Raw genomic sequence first — 22011 nt, 5'->3', positions numbered from 1 at the left:
AAGCGGGTAGTGTAGCCTGCTCTAAAAATTTAAACCATGCTGGTCTATCAGATACACCAATGCTGACATGGCGGCCGCACCTAATTCCAGCTCGCGTTTATTTACATTCTCAAACACATCGTTTGGTGTATGGTGAATATCAAAATAACGTTGCGAATCGGGGCGGAAACCAATTAACGTAACGCCAGGGCCAGTTGTTTTTAAAGGGCCAATATCTGCACCGCTGCCACCGGCAATTAAGTGGTCGGCTTCGTATGGCTCAAATAAAGGTTTCCATTCTTTGTTCAGGTTTTTAATGAATGAGGATGATGCGCCTTCAAAGCTAAAGCCACGCGGGGTAAAGCCACCTTCGTCGCTTTCAATAGCGGCAATGTGCTTTTCTTTGTTGGCAATTGCAATTTCGGCATATTTTAAACCGCCTTTGCCGCCATTTTCTTCGTTCATAAAAAATACGGCGCGTACCGAATTTTTAGGCTTATAGCCGGTAGCCTTAAATATCCTTAATACTTCTAAGGCCTGTATTACACCGGTGCCATCGTCGTGCGCACCTTCGGCCAGGTCCCACGAGTCCAGGTGACCACCAACGGTGATAAACGAATTGGGGTTTTTACTGCCTGTTATTTCGCCAACAACGTTGTATGATTTGGCATCGGGCAAGGTTTCGCAGTTTTGTTTAAAGTAAAATTTGATCAAAGGCAGTTTGCGCAATTTTAGCATGGCGCTCAATTTATTTGCCGCCAGGGTTGATATAGCAGCTGCGGGTATTTGTTTGCCATCTTTTGCATAAACAGTTGTACCTGTGTGCGGGTAATCATCTAATGCAGGTGTGATCGAGCGTACAATAACGCCAATAGCACCATATTTGGCAGCAGCAGCAGGGCCGGCAAAGCGCTGTATGCCCGCAGCACCATATCCATTACCGGTTTCGATAAACCGTGGATCGAAAGCACCGTTAAAGAACACTATTTTACCCTTTATCACACTTTCGCCCAGTGTTGCCAGCTCTTGTAAGCTTTTAACCTCAACAATGTTTGCCGTTAGGCCAGCCTTTGGCGTAGCTACCGACATTCCCAAAGCAGCAATTGGTACAGCAATGCGTTTATTGCCATCAATAATATAGCCTTGTTCTTTTGCCCCGCGTACCCAATGCGGTACCATTACTTCTTGCAGGTAAACCTTATCAAAGCCGTAGCTTTCCATCAGTTTTTTGCTCCACTCTACAGATTTTTGCGCACCGGCCGAGCCGCTTAAACGCGAGCCTATTTTTTTACACATATAACGCAGGTTTTCGTAGGCCTGTCCGTTAACTAAGGCTTCGTCATATAGCTTGCGAATTTGTAACGAATCCTGGGCTTTTAAGCCGGTAACCGAAAATAAAATTGTGGCAAATAGTAAAATTTTTTTCATTGATGAGGGAGTTTGAACAAATGTAATATTTGTAGCCGAAAAATTGCTATCAGGATATTTTATCCCAGCTTAATCCTGCGTTTTTTGGCTGAAAGGCGATGTTCAGTATCTGGTTTTCGGGCGCGGTCAGCTGTGGGTCTTTCTCAAAAATCTCTTCCACACACTTGCGTGCCTGTATTAGTATATCCTGGTCGGTAGTCAGGTCGGCTACCTTTAAATCGAGTACGCCACTTTGTTGAGTGCCCTCTATATTACCCGGGCCACGCAGTTGCATATCAATCTCGGCTATCTCGAAACCATTGTTAGTTTTTACCATCGTATTAAGGCGTATACGGCCATCATGGCTTAACTTTTCGTTGCTCATTAAGATACAATACGACTGCTCGGCACCGCGGCCAACCCTACCGCGTAACTGGTGCAGTTGTGATAGCCCAAAACGCTCGGCATTTTCAATGATCATAACCGATGCATTGGGAATGTTTACACCCACCTCTATTACAGTTGTGGCTACCATTATTTGCGTTTCGCCTTTTACAAAGCGCTGCATTTCAAATTCTTTTTCGGCAGGTTTTAATTTGCCATGTACAATGCTAATGCGATACTGTGGCAGCGGAAATTCGCGCGCCATTGTATTGGTGCCGTCTTCCAGGTTTTTCAGGTCGAGCTTTTCGCTTTCCTTTATAAGCGGATATACTACATATATCTGTCGGCCTTTAGCAATCTCCTGTTTCATAAAGCCAAACATCCGCAGTCGTTGTGCTTCGTAATAATGCAGGGTTTGTATAGGTTTGCGCCCGACGGGTAATTCGTCAATAACAGATATATCCAGATCGCCGTACATCGTCATGGCAAGGGTACGTGGTATGGGGGTGGCCGTCATTACCAAAATATGTGGTGGCACTAAGTTTTTACGCCAAAGCCTGGCCCGTTGCTCTACACCAAAGCGGTGCTGCTCGTCTATCACCACTAAGCCTAAATTTTTGTATTGTACCGCATCTTCAATTAATGCATGGGTGCCTATTAATATATTGAGGCTACCATCTTCTAAGCCCTCATGAATAGCTTTCCGTGCTTTTTTTGGTACCGAGCCAGTTAGCAGGGCTACGTCTACAAAACCATCGCCTACCAAACTTTTTATAGTTTGATAATGTTGATTAGCCAAAATTTCGGTAGGCGCCATTATACAGGTTTGGAATCCATTATCAATAGCTATTAGCATGCTCATTAAAGCGACTACCGTTTTACCGCTGCCCACATCGCCTTGAAGCAAACGGTTCATTTGTACGCCGCGCTGCGTATCAATACGTATCTCTTTAAGCACCCGTTTTTGTGCGTTGGTAAGGGCAAATGGTAGCCTGTTGTGATAGAACTCGTTAAAATGGGTACCTACCGATTCGAATATATTGCCCTTGAATTTTTGAGTGCGAAGCAATTTATTCTTTAATAGCTTTAGTTGTAAAAAGAAAAGCTCTTCAAACTTTAAACGGTATTGCGCCTCTTTTAGCTGGTTAGCATTATCGGGGAAATGAATATTGCGATAGCTTTCGGCCCTGGGGGCAAGTTTAAAGCGGTTGAGTATATAAGCCGGTAAGTTTTCATGTATATCTTTAGCGCATTGTTCAAGTAAACCGGCGATCAATTTTTGCAGGCCTTTACTGTCTAAGGTAAACGTTTTTAATTTTTCAGTTGAGCTGTAGGCAGGTTGCAGGGTAAGGTTGCCTTTTTCCTTTATTGCGGCCGGGTTATACAGATCAATTTCGGGGTGTGCCATTTGGGCCTTGCCATTAAAAAAGCCGGGTTTGCCAAATATCACATATACCTTGCCGGGTAGCAATGTCTTCTCGGCCCATTTAATGCCCTGGAACCATACCAGTTCTATAACGCCGGTATCGTCTTTTGCTTGTGCAACCAGGCGTTTTGTGCGTTTATCGCCAATAATTTCTTTACTGCTTAGGCGTACCAGTACTTGCACGTAGGGCAGGTCGGGCTGTATATCTTTTATTTTATAAAACCGGGTACGGTCTATATACTTATAAGGGAAGTGTTTAAGCAGGTCTTCAAAATTGTATATGCCCAGTTCTTTTTTAAGAACTTCCGCACGGGATAGTCCCACACCTTTTAAATACTCAATGGGTGTTTGAAACTGGCTGTTCAATTTTTATTCAGATCAGGGCTTTAGGGCAATTACAGATATTTCTACATTTACCCCTTTTGGCAAGCCCGATACTTGTACGGTTTCGCGAGCGGGAAAATCGGTTGTAAAGTATGAGCCATACACCTCATTTACCTGGGCAAAGGCTTGCATATCCGTCAAAAAAATAGTGGTTTTTACTATTTTATCAAAACCGCTGTTGGCCTCTGTTAAAATAGCTTTTAGGTTTTCCATTACCTGTTTAGCTTCGGCTTTGATATCTGTCGAAATGATATCGCCGGTAGCTGGGTCCATAGGTATTTGGCCCGAAACAAATAAAAGGTTGCCGGTAGCTACTGCCTGGCTGTATGGGCCAATGGGCGCCGGTGCGTTAACGGTATTAATAATAGTTTTCATTTACTTTTTTAAGATAAACCACTGAATAAGTTTCCAGATAATGCCAAGCAAAAACATGCTTATTGCAATGGCATTAATAACATGCATTACCTTAAGGTTAAAGCTGGTGGGCCGGTTAGGATCCTTTTTTCTGAAAAAGTACATAATACAAAAATAGTTAAAAAAAAGAAAAGCCTCCGGGTTATCCGGAGGCTTTCTTAATATTATCTGTTAGATATTATTTTTGTTTGAAAGAAACACGACGGTTTGCGATACGTCCTTCTTCAGTTGAGTTATCAGCTATCGGGTTAGTTTCACCGTAACCTTTAACTTTTAATTTTGATGCAGCAACACCAGAGTTAACTAAGTAAGTTTTTACTGAGTTAGCACGGTCTTTAGATAAAGATAAGTTGTGAGCAGCAGTACCTTCTGATGAAGCGTAACCATCTATTTCAACAGTTTTACCAGATGAACGTAAGTCAGCAGAAGTAGCATCTAACACTGGGTAAGATGAAGTACGTAATACTGAGCTATCAAATTCAAATTGGATGTTAGAGTAAGCTACAGCAGTAGTTGCAACAGTATCCGCTACTTTAGGGAATACAATAACGCAACCAGAACCGTCAACTACGCTACCAGCAGGAGTGTTAGGGCATTTGTCAAATTGATCAGATACACCGTCACCATCAGAATCTTTCTTAAGATCAGTAACTGCGTTTTCAACGTTAGTTACACGGCCTTTAAGAGCTTCAACTTCCTGACGTAAAGCTGCATCGTATAATTCGTCATACATCATAGCAACTGGGTTAACCCAATCCAGGTTCGGTTTGTCTTTGCCACCTAAAGTGAACTCTAAACCACCGTAAGCGTAAGACCATTTGTCTTTGCTTGGAGCAGTTCTGTATAAAGCGTCAAAGTTGTCACCGTCTAAGAAGTTAACAGTGTAACCAAAGTTAAGGGCTACAACATCGCTTAAGCGGAATTTAACACCAGCGCCTACAGGTATAACTAATTCTTTAACCATTTTGTCGGTTTGATCTTTGTATTTGATCAAAGTACCACCTGGTGTAGTAGTGTAACCTGGGTTGTACCAAGCTAAACCAGCACCTGCGTTGATGAAGAAGTTAACTGCATTCTTACGACGGATAAAGTCGATAGTTGCAACGTTAACAACACCACTTAAAGTAGCACTGTAAAAATCTGTTTGGAAAGAAGCTTTACCATTACGAACGCCGTTTGGAGCACCGCCAACGCCAACAACACTGCTGTTGTCACCTTCAACGCGACCACCACGTACATCTAATTGTAAACCGAATGAGTGAGCTAATTGCTCTCTGAAAGAGATACCGTAACCGTAAGATACTTTCCAGTCAGTGTAGTCCATAGTACCACCAATTGCAACAGCTGGTGAAGTAACACCACCGTTGATACCGATACTGAAAGTTTTGTACTGTCCTCTACCGCCAAATACCTTAGCAGTAGTAGTTCCAGATGACATCATTGTTGTATCAGTAGTGGTTGTTTTAGTAGAGTCTGTTTGGGCAGATACCATACCAGCAACCAGCAAAGAAGCAAACGATAATGCAGCTGATTTCTTTAATGTAGAATAATTCATAGTTTTAAGATTAAACGATTTAATTGTGATTTTTTTCAAAATTAGTAATTATGTTTGAACCATTACCAAACTTTGTTCCAATTTTTATAATATCTACTACAAACAATAAAATAAAATTGTTTTTAAAATTCTAAAAATACTTCAAGTATGAAATATCTTCCCATTGACGAACAGTTATTTACAATTAATAGAAAAAATTTCGTTTCTCGAATAAAATCCAACTCTATCGCTATATTTCATTCTAATGACGAATATCCGCGGAACGGAGATCAAAACTTTTTATTTAAACAAAACCCTGACATTTTTTACCTTTCAGGTATAGATCAGGAGCAAAGTGTACTGATTTTATACCCTGATTGTCCTAATCACCAATACAAAGAAGTACTTTTTTTAAGACAAACCAATGAACATATTGCTATTTGGGAAGGACACAAGTACACAAAAGAAGAAGCACGTAAAGCTTCGGGCATACAAAATATACAGTGGCTGCACGATTATGACAGTATATTACATACTATAATAAACTACGCAGATAATATATATATAAATACAAATGAGAACGACAGGTATGTACATACGGTGCCTTACCGCGACCTTAGGATGTATGAAGCCTTGCGGATTAAGTACCCGTTACACAACTACGAACGATCGGCCCCTATACTGCGCGATCTGCGCGTGGTAAAATCCGAAATAGAGATACAACTTACCCAAAAAGCGTGTGATATAACAAACGATGCCTTTAAACGTGTACTTAAATTTGTACACCCTGGTGTAACCGAGTACGAAATTGAGGCCGAAATAAGCCACGAGTTTTTAAGGCAGCGTGCAACAGGCCATGCCTATAGCCCAATTATAGCATCGGGCAAAAATGCCATAGTATTACATTATACCGAAAATAACCAGGTTTGTAATGATGGCGATATTATTCTTTTTGATTGGGCCGCCGAATACGCTAATTACAATGCTGATATGAGCCGGTCAATACCGGTTAACGGCCGTTATACCAAACGCCAACGCCAGGTATATGATGCCGTTTTGCGTGTAATGCGTGCCGCTACCGCAATGCTGGTGCCGGGTACCGTATGGAATGACTATCATGATGAAGTTGGTAAGATAATGACAGGCGAACTAATAGACCTTGGCCTGTTAAAGAAACACGAGGTAGAAAAGCAGGACCCTAAAAATCCATTGTATAAAAAGTACTTTATGCATGGCACATCGCACCACTTAGGTTTAGATGTGCACGATTATGCCAGCCGCTACAAAAAATTCGAGGCTGGTAATATATTAACCTGTGAGCCGGGTATATATATACCAGAAGAAGGATTTGCTGTACGTATAGAAAACGATATACTAATAACTAAAGATGGTAACCGTGATCTGATGGCGGATATACCGGTAGAGGCAGAGCATATTGAAGAGTTGATGAATGCTTAACGGTAAGAGGTTGTAAATCAACTTTTATATCTCTCAGCAAATTCATAAATATTAAATCCGGGATCTTTTAAAGCTTTAGCAATATCTTGCTGAAGCTTTTTTTTGTTGATACCGGCCATTTTTCGTTGCTGTATTATACTGTATACTTTTTGGGTAAGCAGTAGCTCGCGGCGGGTGTTTTTTATTGGTGGGCTGGCCAAAATAAAATCAGTAACCGCATCAATACCTTCGTTGTTTGATGCTATAGTTTTGTATACCGGTATGGTAGCATCCTTATTTTGATGCAGTATCTTTTTTAGGTTGTTTACAAAAAGGTCGGCACCATCACGGTCGGCTTTATTAATAATAAAGGCATCGGCAATTTCCATTAAGCCCGATTTAATGTTTTGTATCTCATCACCGGCCTCGGGCACCAGCATCACAAAAGTGATATCGGCAAGGCCTGCAATTTCAACCTCGCTTTGGCCAACGCCAACCGTTTCAATAATAATATGATCAAAGCCTGCCGCACGCAGTACATCCGTCATTTCGATGGTTTTGGCAGACAGCCCACCAAGCGAGCCGCGTGTAGCCAACGATCGTATAAAAACATCGGGATGGTTAAAGTGTGACGCCATACGTATCCTATCGCCCAGTAACGACCCAAAGTTAAACGGAGATGTAGGATCAATAGCCAGCACGGCCACCTTTTTATGCTGTTGTACCAGGTTAGTAATAATGGCATTTACAAAGGTGCTTTTACCAGCCCCGGGCGGGCCGGTAATACCTATAATAGTAGCACCTATATTATAAGTAAGGCTTTTTAACAAGTCGACAGAACCGTTAAGATTGTTTTCTACTACGGTTAAGGCACGCGCAACCGAGCGAAAATCGCTGCTGCTAACTTTAATATTTTTGCTGCCGGCCGCCATATAATAGGTATGGTATAAAGTAACAAAAATAGAAGTTAAATAAACAAGCCGTAATATTATAAAATGGGCAGGCTTAGATAATTATATTTGCCCTGCAAAACCATACATATATTAAATGAAGGTATCGGGCTTTACGTTTATTCGCAACGCGGTAAAAAATGATTATCCAATTGTCGAGGCCATAACCTCGATATTACCGCTGTGCGATGAGTTTATTGTAGCCTTGGGCGATAGTGAGGATGATACCGAAAAAATGATAACCGGTATTAATTCGCCAAAAATAAAGGTCATACGTACTTTATGGGATACAAGTGTGCGCGATGGAGGTAAAGTTTTTGCCGATGAAACTGATAAGGCTTTTGCTGCTATAGCGCCAGATACCGATTGGGCCTTTTACATACAAGGCGACGAGTGTGTGCACGAAAAATACCTGCCATTGATAAAAAAAGAAATGCAGGATAACCTTGCCGATAGTAAGGTAGAAGGCCTACTGTTTAAATACCTGCATTTTTATGGATCGTACGATTATTACGGGCACTCGCGCAGGTGGTACCGCCGCGAAATACGTATACTACGTAACAATAAAGCTATCCATTCTTACCGCGACGCTCAAGGTTTTAGATGGGCCGGGCGTAAAATTAACGTGAAGCTTATTGATGCGTATATATATCATTATGGTTGGGTAAAGCCACCAGGAGGACTAAAAAATAAGGTGCGCAACTTTAACCAGTTTTACCACGATGATGCCTGGCTGCAGCAAAACCTCCCTGAAACCTTCGAGTTTGATTATAAAAATGCCGACCGTTTATTACCTTTTAACGGCGACCATCCGGCGGTGATGAAAAAGCGCATAGCCGCTACCAACTGGAAAATTGATATAGATATGGACGCCTTGCGCAAAAAAATGACGTTTAGGCGCAAAGTGCTGCAAAAAATTGAGGACCTTACAGGCTGGCGCATTAGCGAGTATCGCAACTATAAAATTATTAAGTAAGCAACATTGGCCGATATTAAAAAAAGTGTTTCGATAATTATACCTAACTATAATGGCAGGCAGCTGTTAGAGGCCTATTTGCCGTATACAATAGAGGCTATCAAAAACGCCGGCGTTACTTACGAAATAATAGTAGTAGACGATCAGTCGAAAGATGAATCGGTAAGCTATTTGCAAAACAATTACCATCAGGTAAAACTTATTGTTAATGCCGAGAACAAAGGATTTTCTTACACCTGTAACCGAGGCATAGATGCGGCACAGTACGATTTAATATTGTTACTAAACTCGGATGTAAAACTTACTGCCGATTATTTTGAGCACCAGTGGAAGTACTTTACAAAACCCGATATCTTTGGGGTGATGGGTCGTATCATTGATATGGAAGGCGACCACATACAGGACGCTGCACGCATCCCCAAATTTAATGGCCTTAAATTAAAAACAGCCTACTTTTATTATTCCGACAAGCCCGGTGATGAATTATATACCTTTTACCTATCGGGTGCTAATGCGCTGGTAGATGCCAAAAAGCTAAAGCAACTGGGCGGGTTTTACGAATTGTTTTCTCCGTTTTATTGCGAGGACATTGAGCTTAGTTTGCGTGCCTGGCGCATGGGGTACAAATGCTACTACGAGCATCGGGCTATTTGCCGCCATCAAATGTCGGCAAGTACCAAAAATTACCAAACCGCCCGATGGGTAAAAAGCGTGTACTATCGCAACCGATTTTATTTACATGCCTTGCACTTAAGCGGGTTGGCCCGCTTAGGTTGGTTTATGCAAATTACATTTATTGATTTGCTGCCTAAACTACTTGTTGGCCAAATCTGGATATGGAAAAGCTATACCGGATTATTTAGAAATAGTAAGCAAATAAAAAGCTATCAAAACCGATTGGAAAAGTTATTGGGGGATAAGCATCAAAGCATATTTGATGTGGTTAAATACCTGAAAAAATCAGTTGAAAGCAAACAGATAACGCGTTTTAAGCCATGAACAAACCACTGGTATCAATAGCTTTATGTACCTACAATGGCGAGCAGTATCTTAAGCAGCAACTCGACTCGTTGGTAGCGCAAACCTATTCCAATGTAGAAATTGTGGTGGTTGATGATGGTTCTACAGACCAAACTTATACCATACTTGCCGATTATGCAGCACGGTTCCCACAGTTTAATATCTATCAAAATGAGCGAAACCTGGGCTTTGTAAGCAACTTTGAACGAGCGGTTAAACTATGCAAAGGTGATCTGCTGGCCCTTTGCGACCAGGACGACATATGGCACCCCGATAAAATTGCCTTGCAGGTTGATGCTATAAAAGATAATATGTTTGTTTATCACGATTCGGAATTTATACATGAGGATGGATCGCCAATGAGTAAAAAAATGTCGGATGTGGTTAACCTTTATCGGGGCGACCAACCCGAAGTGTTTTTGTTTTTCAACTGTGTATCGGGCCATACCATGCTTATTAAGCGCGAATTGCTTGATGCAGCGCTCCCCTTAAAAGTAGGCTATTTTCATGATTGGTGGCTGGCATACGTGGCTACTAATATAGGTGCTATTGATTTTATACCTGAATGCCTGGTACAATACCGGCAGCACGATAAAAGCGACACCAATATATTACGCTTACAGCGAAAGGTAGATAAATACAAATTTTCATCGGGCGAAAGGTTTGAGCGCAACAAACAATGGCTCGAGCTATGTTTAGCCTTCCCTCGCAATAAGCACCCCGAATTTATAGCTCAACTTTATAATGCCTTTGTTAAGCGGGTTACTTCATACATTAGTTTTGAATTTGCTTCCTTACTCTATAAAAAGCGCGAATGCATTTTTTACGTTCAAAAAAAGAGTACCCTAAGTAAGCTTAATTATATATACAAGCAAATTTGGGGTGCTAAATTTAAAAAGGCGGGCAAATAGCTCATCTATATCCCTGTCTCCAACGCACGTTATATTCCTTTACCAATTTCACCTGTTCCTGGGTGATTTTTTTAGACTTTATATTCCTTCATAGAAGATGATTAAGCCCGAGGCAAATTGGTAGAAACTATAGTTATATTTTTTATCCTTTAGTTGTCGCAAAAGCAATATTTGCCTCGTAATTAATTTATACGATAGAACAACAAGAAAAGACTTAAACGTTGGCATGTTTTTAGTGCTATTATATTTTAGTTGCAAAAAAATCGTTAAAGTGTTGTATCATTTTCATAAATTGTACGTAATTGTTATAAATAGCCTAATAAAAAAGGCGTTTTGTAAACAATAAAGTAATAGCTATCTACATATGGACCCTACTACAGTATCAATAGCATTATGTACTTATAATGGCCGGCTTTTTTTACCGGAGCAGTTGGATAGTATTATAGATCAAACACATCAGCAACTCGAAATTATTATTATAGATGATTGCTCTACCGATGGCACCTGGCAGATAATTGAAGAGTATGCCGCTAAAGACAGTCGCATAAAGTATTATAAAAACGAAACCAACCTGGGGTTTAATAAAAATTTTGAACGCGCTATAAGCTTATGCACCGGCTATTTCATAGCTATTAGCGATCAGGATGATATTTGGGAACCCTTTAAAGTAGAAAGACTGCTGGCTAATATTGGCAACAACTGGCTTATTTTTTCAAACTCGGCATTAATATATCATAACGGTGCTGTTAAACAAGGCAAACTGCTTTATAAATTTAAGTACGGTAAGCGCAACTACCGTAGCATACTGCTGCAAAACTTTGTAACCGGGCACACTTGTTTAATGACACGCGAATTTGTGCAGCGTATTATACCCTTTCCGGCAAATGGATACTATGATTGGTGGATTGGCTTTATTGCCTTATACCACAATAAGCTGGTTTACTTAAAAGAGATGCTGACCAAATACCGTGTGCACGAAAACTCGGTAACGCAAATTGAGTTTAACGACGAAGAAAGGCAGCGTATACATTTTAACCACTCCATAACAATGCTCGATAGCTTTTTGCAGTATAAAAACCTGCAGGCAGACGGTAGTAAGTTTATAAAGAAAGTACGCGATGCCTATATCAAAAAACAGGAGCGATCTGGCGGCTTTAACTTTGCTTTGATGCATATTGTAGGGAAGTATTACCGCGAACTTTTCCCTAACATGAAAGAGCGGACCTTTTTATCTAAATACAATTACGCGCGTAAGTTTGCCCGCCGCTTTACTTAGCTTTTATTAATCCGCATTATATCAAAATGGGTTTAATAAATTTAAACACTAACTTTGGTGATTAAATGAAAACCTATTTTCGCCTGTTATCTTTTGCAAAGCCAATTGAAAAATTTGCTATACCATATATAATAGCTACTTTATTTGCTGTCATATTCAGCACTTTAAACCTTGCTTTGCTTGCGCCATTGCTTACAACTCTTTTTGCCGGTAAACAAAGTAGCATAGTTACGCCTTTAGGTGCAAAGCCGCACCTTATAGATATTATGGGCACTTTTAGATATTACGTGCAGTATGCCATAAATAATTACGGTACATGGGTGGCGCTACAGTTTGTTTGTGCAAGCATTGTTGTTTCAGCCCTGTTGGGTAATCTTTTCCGCTACCTGTCGCAGCGAACAATGGAAAACTTACGAGTATATACTCTTTTAAACCTGCGCCGTACCGTATTTAATAATGTAATGAACTTGCACCTGGGGTTTTTTAGTAACGAGCGAAAGGGCGATATCATTTCTAAAATAGCATCAGACGTGCAGGTAGTGCAATATTCGGTTACGGGCACCCTACAGGTCATTTTTAAAGAGCCATTAACACTTATAGCGTTTTTAGCCACGCTGTTTGCCATATCGCCTACGCTTACCTTATATTCATTTTTAATTATCCCTCTTTCTGCGTTTGTAATATCGCGTATTGTAAAAAGGTTAAAGCAGCAGGCCATTGCCTCGCAGCAAACCTATGGTAACATGATAAGTTACCTTGATGAGGCACTCTCGGGTATAAAAATTATAAAAGCCTTTAATGCTACTAACTTTATTAAAAACAGGTTCGATAAAGAAAACACCAAATACTCCTCCATTACCCGTTCTATGGCGCGCAGGCAGCAATTGGCATCGCCGGTATCTGAGTTTTTCGGCGTTACTATGGTTGCAGGCATCGTATTATATGGCGGGCATTTGGTGTTAAATAATACATCCGAATTAACTGCCCCCGAGTTTATTACTTACATCGCGTTATTTTCGCAGGTAATGCGCCCGGCAAAGGCCATATCCGATTCGTTTAGCAATATACACCAGGGTATAGCAGCCGGCGAGCGCGTATTAGAGCTGATAGACGAAAAACCTTTAATTACGGATGTCGCTAACGCTACTGATATTGACGGCTTTAATGATGCTATCCGTTTTGATGATGTAAGCTTTGCTTACCAGGAGAAGACGGTGCTTAACCATATCACCTTATCGGTGCCAAAAGGCAAAACGGTAGCATTAGTTGGCCCTTCGGGTGGTGGTAAATCTACCATGATGGACCTGATCCCCCGCTTTATGGACCCCCAATCGGGAGCTATTTTGATAGACGGGCATAATATTAAAGATGTAACAGCCGATTCGTTACGCGCCTTGATGGGTATTGTTAACCAGGAGTCGATCTTATTTAACGATAGCATATATAACAATATAGCTTTTGGTAAAACAGATGCAAAGCCCGAGGATGTGGAGGCCGCAGCACGTATAGCCAACGCCCATAACTTTATTTTAGAGACCGAGAATGGTTATGAAACCAATGTTGGCGATAGGGGTACCAAACTATCCGGCGGGCAAAGGCAGCGTATTTGTATCGCACGTGCGGTTTTAAACAATCCGCCTATCATGTTGTTAGACGAAGCTACCTCAGCCCTGGATACCGAATCGGAAAAACTCGTGCAGGAGGCTTTGAATAACCTGATGAAGAACCGCACATCGCTTATTATAGCTCACCGATTAAGCACTATACAAAATGCCGATATTATTGCGGTTTTAGAGAATGGTAAATTAGTAGAGCAGGGCACCCACACTGAATTAATAGCCCAAAACGGATTATACCGCAAGCTGATAGACATGCAAACCTTTACCGAAAATTAAGGAAAGGCAAAACCATAAAAAAGCCCGCCAATGTGTATACCGGCGGGCTTTTTATTTATACTGTTTATTGTATCCTAAAGTTTAACCCCAGTTGAAATACCTGGTTGCGGTAATCAGGTATTTCCGATCCGTACTCGGCACGGCTTTGGTTTAAATCAATGGTATAGCGTCCGCGCAATTCAATATTACGGTTAAGCTCGATACCCACACCTAAAACACCGCCAATAAAAGCCCTATCGCCACGGTTGTTATAGCTTTCTTCATAAACAGTGTTAAACCCGTTGTCGTAAATGTTTTTGGTTGATGTTAAAAAACTAACCTGAGGGCCAATAACAAAGTTAAAGCCGGGCACCAGTTTAATTTTAGCTAAAAGCGGTATATCAATAAAATTGGTACGTTGCTTAAAGTTGCCATAAGTAGTTTCGGCCTCATATCCTTTTTGCGAAAACAATACTTCGGGTGCAAAAGATACCTGGCGTGCCAGTGGTACATCAAGCGTTAGCCCTACATGTAAGCCAGCAATGGTACTGGTACTAAAATTAGAATTATAAGCATCTACAGTGTTTGAAAAGTTTACACCACCGGCAATGCCAATTTTAACCTGGTTATCGTAAATAGGGCGGCGTGGCGGGGCCTGCCTAACATAAACACGGCGCGGCGGGCGGCGCTGATAACGTTGCGCGCTTGCCGTACCTGCTACAAATAGCGTTGCTATTGCCAAAAAGAGAATTTTTTTCATGGTATTTGTTTAGTTTGATAATAATGAACTTACTGTAAGAATGTTTCAAATTCTAAATCAGTAATTTCACTTTAGTTATATTTATAAACTATAGAGCGATTTCTGCATCAAAAGTTTATTCGCCTTTTTAATAATATTTCCAAAATCGCTAAAACAATTATTAAAAATTTAGATTTAAGCTACATTTACAACCACAATGCAGCCTAAAAAGTACCTCGTATCCCTCCTGTTTTTTGCACTTAGTTTTATAACCGAAACCAGCCTTGCACAAAAGGCTGATTTTATAACCGCTATAAACCAACAAAACAAGTGGGTAGATTCGGTATATAACAAACTGAACAGGCGCCAGCGCATTGGGCAATTGTTTTTTGTGCGCGCGCATACCAACCTTGGGCAAGCCTATGAAGACTCGGTAGGGAGGGTAATAAAGGATGAACATGTAGGCGGCCTGGTGTTTTTTCAGGGTGGGCCGGTAAGGCATAGTAATTTGATAAACGTTTATCAAAAGCTGTCGCGCGTGCCATTGCTTATTGCTATGGATGGTGAGTGGGGGCTGGGTATGCGTTTAGATTCTACTGTGTCGTACCCTTATCAAATGACACTGGGTGCCATACAGGATAATACATTGATATATAAAATGGGCCAGCAAGTAGCTTACGACTTTAGGCGATTGGGTATGCACATTAATTTTGCACCCGATATGGACGTAAATAATAACCCTAATAACCCGGTTATTAACTACCGTTCTTTCGGCGATAACAAATACAACGTTGCACAAAAGGGTATAGCCTACTTTAAAGGCATGCAGGATGGCGGGGTAATTACTTTTGCCAAGCACTTCCCCGGCCATGGCGATACCAATGTTGATTCGCATTTTGATACCCCGTTGCTTCCCTTCACAAAGGGCCGCTTAGATTCATTGGAGGAATATCCGTTTAAAGAAGCGGTTAAGGCAGGGGTAAGCGGTATAATGATAGCCCACCTGGCCATACCGGCTTTAGATACAACCAAGAATTTACCATCCAGCTTATCAAGGCCAATTATAACCACCCTGTTAAAAGATTCGATACGTTTTAAGGGTATAGTAGCCTCGGATGCGATGGAAATGAAAGGCGTTACCAAATACTTCCCTAACGGCGAGGCCGACCTTAAGGCATTTTTAGCGGGCATGGATCTGATAGAACTATCAGTAAATTCAAAGAACGCAGCAAAGCTGATACGCAAGGCCGTGCGGCAGAAAAAAATATCGCCCGAGGAATTTGAAGCTAAAGTGAAGAAAATATTAGCCGCCAAATATTGGGCAGGCTTAAGCGAGTATAAAGAAACATTGCCAACCACCATAATGGCCGATATTAACCGCCCGGCAACCAATACCTTGATACAGCAGCTAAGCGATGCCGCAATTACCGTGTTAAAAGGTGATGAACGCAGCATAAGGCAAGACCCTATCCGCAAAACGGCCATCGTTAGCGTGGGGGTTGATAAGGCAACCGTTTTTCAGCAGGAGCTATCGCGCTGGTACCCCAACAGCAGGCTTTTTATAGTAAATAAAAACACCCCCCTAAACGAGTTGAACCAAATGCTGACTAACCTAAAGCAGTACGAGCAGATATTTGTAAGCATACATGATACCCGCACCCGCCCTGCCAGTAAATTAGATTATAGCAGCGATGTAAAGCTTTTAATAGCCGAACTGGCTGCAAGGCAAAATGTGGTGGTTAGTGTTTTTGCAAATGCCTATACAATTGCAGGGCTGCCCGGTATCGAAAAAAGCACGGGGCTTATATTGGGGTATCAAAAAGATGATACTATGCAGCGCTCGGCTGTAAAAGTAATTACGGGCCAGTTAAAACCCGGTGGCCGCTTACCGGTGAGTGTTAATATGTTTTTCCCTACAGGTACGGGTGTGCGTTTTAATTAAAAATGCGTGTAGCGTTTGGCTATCACTTAGCGTAATTATATCATCATCAAAATGCTGATCATGAAGAAAGCGATATGTTTTTTGTTGTCCTGGCTATTGGTTACTTCATGTGCTAAGGTATTGTTAGATAGCGAAAGCTGCATTAGCGAAATAAAACGCACGTTTAGCGTGCTAAACCCCGATTTGCAAAATCAACAGCAATCAGTTACGCTGCAACATGCCAATTCAGTGCCTTTGTTTAATACTAACCTTGGCTATAACTTAAAAGGCGATGTATATCCAACCAATATCAATGCAAAACACAGCAGGGTTTACTTTCCGGTTGCTGTCATCATAACCGACAACAGCAAAACGCAGCCCTACTTTAACGGCATATTTACCCCTACGAATTAGTTTTGTGCTATTGCCGTTTTAAACGTGGCATCATCGTTATTTACTACGCGGTAATAGGCATTGTTGCCCCACTTAAAGCGTGCTGCATTTGCCTTTAGCAAGGTTTTTATATTTTGGCGGGCCAACACTACCTCTTGCTTATCAATGTTACCCAACGTTTGCGACGAATACGCGATAAAGGATTGCAGGGTATCGTCGGTAACCGAATATTGTTGTATAAAATCGGCTTGCATAGGGTATTTGGCCAATACAGGTTGCAGCTTATCTATTACATAAGCAGTAAAAAGTTGGTTGTCGGTTAGGTCATCCAGCAACTGCGAGTTTAGTGTGGTATCGGCTGGTACAAAAACATCGGGCATAATACCACCCTTGCTAAATACCTTGCGCCCTTTTGTGGTATGGTAAGCCGATGAGCCTAAAAAGGCGCTATCGTTTAAGTTACTGCCGGCGGTTAATAGTTCGCCTTTGCGCACACGGTCGGCCAATTCATTACGGTAGTTTTGAACACCATTTTTATATGATTTTTGAATGGAGCGGCCCGAGGGGGTGTAGTACCTGGCTACGGTTAAGTTTACCGCTGTACCGTCGCCAAACGGAAACTGCTGCTGCACCAGGCCCTTACCAAACGACCGCCGGCCTACAATGGTGGCCCTGTCCAGGTCTTGCAAAGCGCCTGCCAGTATCTCACTTGCCGATGCCGAATATTCGTCGATCATCACAGTTAAGGGGCCCTTTTCGTAACTACCCGAGTCGGTGGCAAAGTAGTCGGTGCGGGGCTCGTGTATGCCCATGGTGTAAACTATCAGTTTGCCGCCGGGTAAAAATTCGTCGGCCATTGCCGTAGCAGTGTTAAGGTAGCCGCCGCCATTGCCACGCAGGTCAAGTACTAGCTTTTTCATGCCGTCTATCTTTAGCTTGGCTAAGGCATCCCTAAAGTCCTCATCGGTGGTTGATGCAAATTTGCTTATTTTTATATAACCGGTGTTACCTACTACATAGGCAGCGTCCAGGCTGCTTAAGTCAACATGCCCGCGTTTAATAACAAAATCTTTAACGGTGTTACTTTTATCGGTTGCAATGCCCAGCGTTATGCGGGTGTCTTTATCGCCTCTAAATGTTTTGCTAACGCGCTTTATGGTAAGGTTGGTGCCCGAAAACGGTTTGCCATCTACATTAATTACCTTGTTGCCAACGTTGATGCCCGCTTTTGCCGCCGGCCCGCCTGCGTTTACCTGGGTTATTACCAATGTATCGCGCAGCAACTGGTACTCCAGCCCAATGCCGGTAAAGCCACCCTCTAACCGTTCGTTAATTGATTGCGCTTGTTGGGCAGGTAGGTAAACCGAGTGAGGATCGAGGTTTTGCAGCATCTCGTTTACGGTAACACCTGCTACACTATCGGTATTTACCGAATCGACATATTTGTTGTTTACCAGGTATAAAACTTTTGATATTTTATCAGGCGTTGTAAAGTTAAGGCCCAGCTTACGCCCCGTAAAATTATCACCACTTATAAATAACCCAATCCCTACCCCTATCAGTAGCAGTATTAACGTCCTGAAAATAATTCCCGCGGTCCTTTTCATCTAATATTTAACAGTACAAATCTAATCATTAGCCTTTATTGCTTTATAATTTATATCACCTTCTTTGCTTTAATGTTTTTTATTCAATTTTGCTAAATAATAAAGCATATGGAATTTACTACCGAGAGAGATTCGAAATACAACGGCCTGGAAAACATGGCGGTAACCGAGTTGCTTAAAAATATAAATAACGAAGATAAAACAGTGCCATTAGCGGTAGAAAAAGCCCTGCCACAGCTGGCCGAATTGGTTACTGTAGTTACCGACCGCATGCGCAATGGTGGCCGCCTTTTTTACATAGGCGCGGGTACCAGTGGTCGCCTGGGCGTGGTAGATGCATCAGAATGCCCGCCTACATTTGGTGTGCCTTTTGATATGGTAGTAGGTATAATTGCCGGTGGTGACGGTGCCATACGCAAAGCTGTTGAATTTGCCGAGGATGATGCCGTGCAAGCCTGGAAAGATTTGCAGGAGTATGATATCAACAGTAATGATGTTGTGGTAGGTATAGCGGCATCGGGCACTACGCCATATGTTATTGGCGGCCTTAAAGCAGCAAACGATAACGGCCTGGCTACCGGATGCATAGTGTGCAATAGTGGCAGCCCCGTAGCAGCCGAAGCCCAATATCCCGTTGAAGTAGTTACCGGCCCCGAGTTTGTAACCGGATCTACCCGGATGAAGGCGGGTACCGCGCAAAAGCTGGTATTAAACATGCTTAGCACAAGTGTAATGATACAACTGGGCAGGGTAAAGGGTAATAAAATGGTGGATATGCAGTTAAGCAATAATAAGCTGGTTGACCGCGGAACACGGATGATAATGAGCGAAACAGGGATTGACGAAGCTACTGCCGCTGCATTGTTGAAACAGCACGGAAGCGTTAGAAAAGCGGTAGAGGCATACACAAGTAAGGAATTAAAATGAGTATGAAATATTTTAAGCTTATTTTAATTTCGATTATGTTTTTTAACGTAGAGTGTTCATCATCTCAAGAAAAGCATATAGCTAATATAATCCCCGAGTTTACAAAGAGCAATATAATGGACGAGAAAGAGTTTTGGAAAATAATAGATTATTCATATAATGTTGCCGGTGATGACAAACACCGGCAAGATGAAATTATAACTCAAAAACTCTCAGCATATACGCCCGATCAAATAGTAGAATTTGAAATAATATTAAGGAAGAAGGTTATAGAAGCCAACGATTTTAAGATTATGGCAGCTGATAAAATCATTGACGGGGTAGTTACCGATGATCCCTACCTTTATTTCAGGTTTTGGCTGATTGGGTTAGGAGAAAAAGCATTTAAAGAAACATTAAAAAATCCTGATTATTTAGCTGGCTTTATTGAAAAGGGAATTGAGCCGGATTTTGAAAGCTTATTATACGTATCCACAAAGGCGTATATGAATAAAACAGGGAAAAAGACTGAAGATGATTCATTCCCCAGAAATGTAGCATTCAAAAAGGGCCTTGACTACGATTTTGGCAGCCCTGCCACTACTGGTAAAGATTGGAAAGAAGAAGACCTGCCGAAGTTATATCCAAAGCTTTGGAGTAAATTTAACTGAGAAGAGGACAAATGCACGAGATAGAACCATATTACAAATGGCGCGATGATTATGTAGCAGCAGAAGACGAGTACTCGCCTTTTTATGCAACGCAATACAACGAGTTTGAATTTGATAAGCAGATATATAATTACCTGTTGCATCCGCAGTGGGATTCATTTGGATCAAACACACTGTACCTGAAAATATTGTTTGTTGATTATGACCGGGGGTATAGCATTATAGAGTTTATAGGCGAATGGAACGATGCCATTAACAACGATATAATGTTGATGAAGCGGGAGTTGTACGATTTGATGATAGACCAGGGCGTAAACAAGTTTGTGCTGATAGGCGAAAATGTGCTCAACTTTCACTCGTCAGACGATTGCTACTACGAGGAATGGTTTCAGGAGGTTGAGGATGGCTGGATAGCCGGCGTTAACTTTCAGCCGCACGTAATAGCCGAATTTAAAAATAGTAACATTGATTATTACATTAACTTTGGCGGCCAGCTGGACGAGCTGAACTGGCGCGCGCTTAAACCATTGCAAGTATTTAAAAAGGTAGAAGAGCAGCTTCAAAAACGCTTAAATTAGCATATGCTACATCCAATTGTAAGCTTTATTAATACCTACAACATTTATTGGCTTTATAACGTTTTCAAGCTAAAACAACTATATTCGTACTAAAATAATCCTGATTAAAAATGGAAACTAAAACAACTGATTACACTTACGATAATGTAATTCAAATAGGAGATGATGCAGCTGCCCGGAAATATTTAGGAAAAGTATTTACATGGATGTTTGTTGCATTGGGCGTTTCAGCACTGGTCGCTTTTGAATTTTTTTCGAATGCCTGGCTAATGAATTTAATCATTGATCCAGTAGTTGGCGGATTTACAACCTTAGGATATGTTGCCGTGTTTTCGCCTCTTGCCTTTAATCTAGTACTTAATTTTGGTTTTAACCGTATATCCTATCCGGTTATGATTGCGCTTTTCTTTGGCTATTCAGCTGCTATTGGTGTTACATTAAGTATTCTTGGCCTTATATATACTGCCGGGTCAATAGGGGCAGTGTTTTTAAGCGCTTCGTTGATTTTTGGCATTATGGCTGTTGGAGGGTATAAAACCACAATGGATCTTTCAAAATTCGGCACAATACTTTATATGCTATTTATCGGAGCATTCGTTGTTGGTTTAGTCAATTTCTTTATCGGCAGCTCACAGCTTGATTATATAATTAGTTTTGTGTTTGTTGCAACTATGATAGGTTTAACGGCGTTTTATATCCAAAAATTAAAGCGAATAGGCGAGGGTTTAGAATATGGATCGGCCGAGTCTAAAAAGTTAGTAATAATTGGGGCTTACATCCTTTATACTACTTTTATCAATCTATTTGTATCTATGTTGCGAATATTTGGCAACAGAAGATAATAAACAATATTTCAATCAGAAAGCCATCCGCATACCGGGTGGCTTTTTTTATAAAGTTGTCATAAGGCAACTTCAATGCGGCGTGCTATGCACCTATTGCACAATACAACATTAATATTCATATTTGTAATGCTTATGGAGAAAGACGGAGGGATTAGACCCTGCGATGTCTTAGCAACCTGTTACTTAACAAGGTGCTACATTCTACTCAGATCAACAACAATTGATTTGAGACAGATAAGTGAAAGTCAATAATTGCCCGCCCGACTTTTCGAAATAAGCTTTTTTGCGATTACACAGATTGTATTTGATTACACCGATTGACCGGTTTAATTATTATGAATGATCTGTGAAATCATCAAAAATCGGTGGAATCATAAAA

General features: G+C 41.3%; 19 protein-coding genes and 1 riboswitch. Of the genes, 12 read left to right on the top strand and 7 right to left on the bottom strand.

The genetic code is table 11. From position 1 onward, the window contains the following. Positions 1 to 21: 21 nt before the first annotated feature. From FFF34_018890 to FFF34_018875, 4 genes are all read right to left on the bottom strand, one after another. Entirely contained in the window at positions 22 to 1407 is a 1386-nt protein-coding gene (locus FFF34_018890; protein TSD63017.1) for a M20/M25/M40 family metallo-hydrolase, read from the bottom strand. A 49-nt stretch (positions 1408 to 1456) separates the two neighbouring features. Next, the gene (gene recG, locus FFF34_018885) at positions 1457 to 3562 is read right to left on the bottom strand and encodes an ATP-dependent DNA helicase RecG (protein TSD63016.1); all 2106 of its coding nucleotides are present in this window, start codon (positions 3560 to 3562) and stop codon (positions 1457 to 1459) included. Between the two features lie 12 nt (positions 3563 to 3574). Beyond that, entirely contained in the window at positions 3575 to 3955 is a 381-nt protein-coding gene (locus FFF34_018880; GenBank protein TSD63015.1) for a RidA family protein, read from the bottom strand. A gap of 217 nt (positions 3956 to 4172) precedes the next feature. Further along, entirely contained in the window at positions 4173 to 5549 is a 1377-nt protein-coding gene (locus FFF34_018875; GenBank protein TSD63044.1) for an OmpA family protein, read from the bottom strand. 147 nt (positions 5550 to 5696) lie between these two features. Here FFF34_018875 and FFF34_018870 point away from each other — a divergent pair, with 147 nt between their 5' ends. Next, complete coding sequence (locus FFF34_018870; GenBank protein ID TSD63014.1) at positions 5697 to 6986, top strand: M24 family metallopeptidase; 1290 nt, start codon at positions 5697 to 5699, stop codon at positions 6984 to 6986. A gap of 17 nt (positions 6987 to 7003) precedes the next feature. On the opposite strand, the gene meaB is transcribed toward FFF34_018870, so the two are convergent. Beyond that, the gene (gene meaB / locus FFF34_018865) at positions 7004 to 7897 is read right to left on the bottom strand and encodes a methylmalonyl Co-A mutase-associated GTPase MeaB (GenBank protein ID TSD63013.1); all 894 of its coding nucleotides are present in this window, start codon (positions 7895 to 7897) and stop codon (positions 7004 to 7006) included. 115 nt (positions 7898 to 8012) lie between these two features. Here meaB and FFF34_018860 point away from each other — a divergent pair, with 115 nt between their 5' ends. The 5 genes from FFF34_018860 (at position 8013) to FFF34_018840 (ending at position 13993) form a co-directional block, all read left to right on the top strand. Further along, complete coding sequence (locus FFF34_018860) at positions 8013 to 8891, top strand: glycosyltransferase family 2 protein (protein ID TSD63012.1); 879 nt, start codon at positions 8013 to 8015, stop codon at positions 8889 to 8891. Between the two features lie 15 nt (positions 8892 to 8906). Next, entirely contained in the window at positions 8907 to 9890 is a 984-nt protein-coding gene (locus FFF34_018855; protein TSD63043.1) for a glycosyltransferase family 2 protein, read from the top strand. After that, positions 9887 to 10822: a glycosyltransferase family 2 protein gene (locus FFF34_018850; protein ID TSD63011.1), complete on the top strand. Its 936-nt coding sequence runs from the start codon at positions 9887 to 9889 to the stop codon at positions 10820 to 10822. The genes FFF34_018855 and FFF34_018850 overlap by 4 nt, the downstream gene beginning before the upstream one ends. A 364-nt stretch (positions 10823 to 11186) precedes the next feature. After that, complete coding sequence (locus tag FFF34_018845; protein TSD63010.1) at positions 11187 to 12098, top strand: glycosyltransferase; 912 nt, start codon at positions 11187 to 11189, stop codon at positions 12096 to 12098. A gap of 65 nt (positions 12099 to 12163) precedes the next feature. Beyond that, on the top strand, positions 12164 to 13993 hold the full coding sequence (locus tag FFF34_018840; protein TSD63009.1) for an ABC transporter ATP-binding protein: 1830 nt from the start codon (positions 12164 to 12166) through the stop codon (positions 13991 to 13993). Positions 13994 to 14057: 64 nt separating this feature from the next. Here FFF34_018840 and FFF34_018835 read toward each other — a convergent pair whose 3' ends face one another. After that, complete coding sequence (locus tag FFF34_018835) at positions 14058 to 14732, bottom strand: PorT family protein (protein TSD63008.1); 675 nt, start codon at positions 14730 to 14732, stop codon at positions 14058 to 14060. Between the two features lie 196 nt (positions 14733 to 14928). On the opposite strand from FFF34_018835, the gene FFF34_018830 reads away from it, so the two are divergent. Together FFF34_018830 and FFF34_018825 are read left to right on the top strand one after the other, a co-directional pair. Beyond that, a complete protein-coding gene (locus FFF34_018830) occupies positions 14929 to 16653 on the top strand; it encodes a glycoside hydrolase family 3 (GenBank protein TSD63007.1) in 1725 nt (574 codons plus the stop codon). A 60-nt stretch (positions 16654 to 16713) separates the two neighbouring features. Next, positions 16714 to 17046: a hypothetical protein gene (locus tag FFF34_018825; protein TSD63006.1), complete on the top strand. Its 333-nt coding sequence runs from the start codon at positions 16714 to 16716 to the stop codon at positions 17044 to 17046. On the opposite strand, the gene FFF34_018820 is transcribed toward FFF34_018825, so the two are convergent. Then, complete coding sequence (locus tag FFF34_018820; GenBank protein ID TSD63005.1) at positions 17043 to 18632, bottom strand: S41 family peptidase; 1590 nt, start codon at positions 18630 to 18632, stop codon at positions 17043 to 17045. The genes FFF34_018825 and FFF34_018820 overlap by 4 nt on opposite strands. Before the next feature lie 108 nt (positions 18633 to 18740). On the opposite strand from FFF34_018820, the gene murQ reads away from it, so the two are divergent. The 4 genes from murQ to FFF34_018800 all read left to right on the top strand — a co-directional run bounded on the left by murQ (position 18741) and on the right by FFF34_018800 (position 21629). Continuing rightward, entirely contained in the window at positions 18741 to 19559 is an 819-nt protein-coding gene (gene murQ, locus FFF34_018815) for an N-acetylmuramic acid 6-phosphate etherase (protein TSD63004.1), read from the top strand. A 2-nt stretch (positions 19560 to 19561) separates the two neighbouring features. Further along, positions 19562 to 20209 (top strand): DUF4240 domain-containing protein, encoded by a 648-nt coding sequence (locus FFF34_018810; protein ID TSD63003.1) that lies wholly within the window; start codon positions 19562 to 19564, stop codon positions 20207 to 20209. A gap of 11 nt (positions 20210 to 20220) precedes the next feature. Beyond that, on the top strand, positions 20221 to 20787 hold the full coding sequence (locus FFF34_018805; protein ID TSD63002.1) for a hypothetical protein: 567 nt from the start codon (positions 20221 to 20223) through the stop codon (positions 20785 to 20787). A gap of 110 nt (positions 20788 to 20897) precedes the next feature. Further along, positions 20898 to 21629 (top strand): Bax inhibitor-1/YccA family protein, encoded by a 732-nt coding sequence (locus FFF34_018800; GenBank protein TSD63001.1) that lies wholly within the window; start codon positions 20898 to 20900, stop codon positions 21627 to 21629. A 130-nt stretch (positions 21630 to 21759) separates the two neighbouring features. Further along, positions 21760 to 21873: riboswitch (SAM riboswitch) on the top strand. The last annotated feature ends 138 nt before the right edge of the window (positions 21874 to 22011 follow it).

The organism is Inquilinus sp. KBS0705 (genome assembly GCA_005938025.2).
Lineage (GTDB): Bacteria > Bacteroidota > Bacteroidia > Sphingobacteriales > Sphingobacteriaceae > Mucilaginibacter.
Note: the sequence above shows the minus strand (reverse complement) of the source record. Positions and strands in the feature narration are given on the sequence as shown.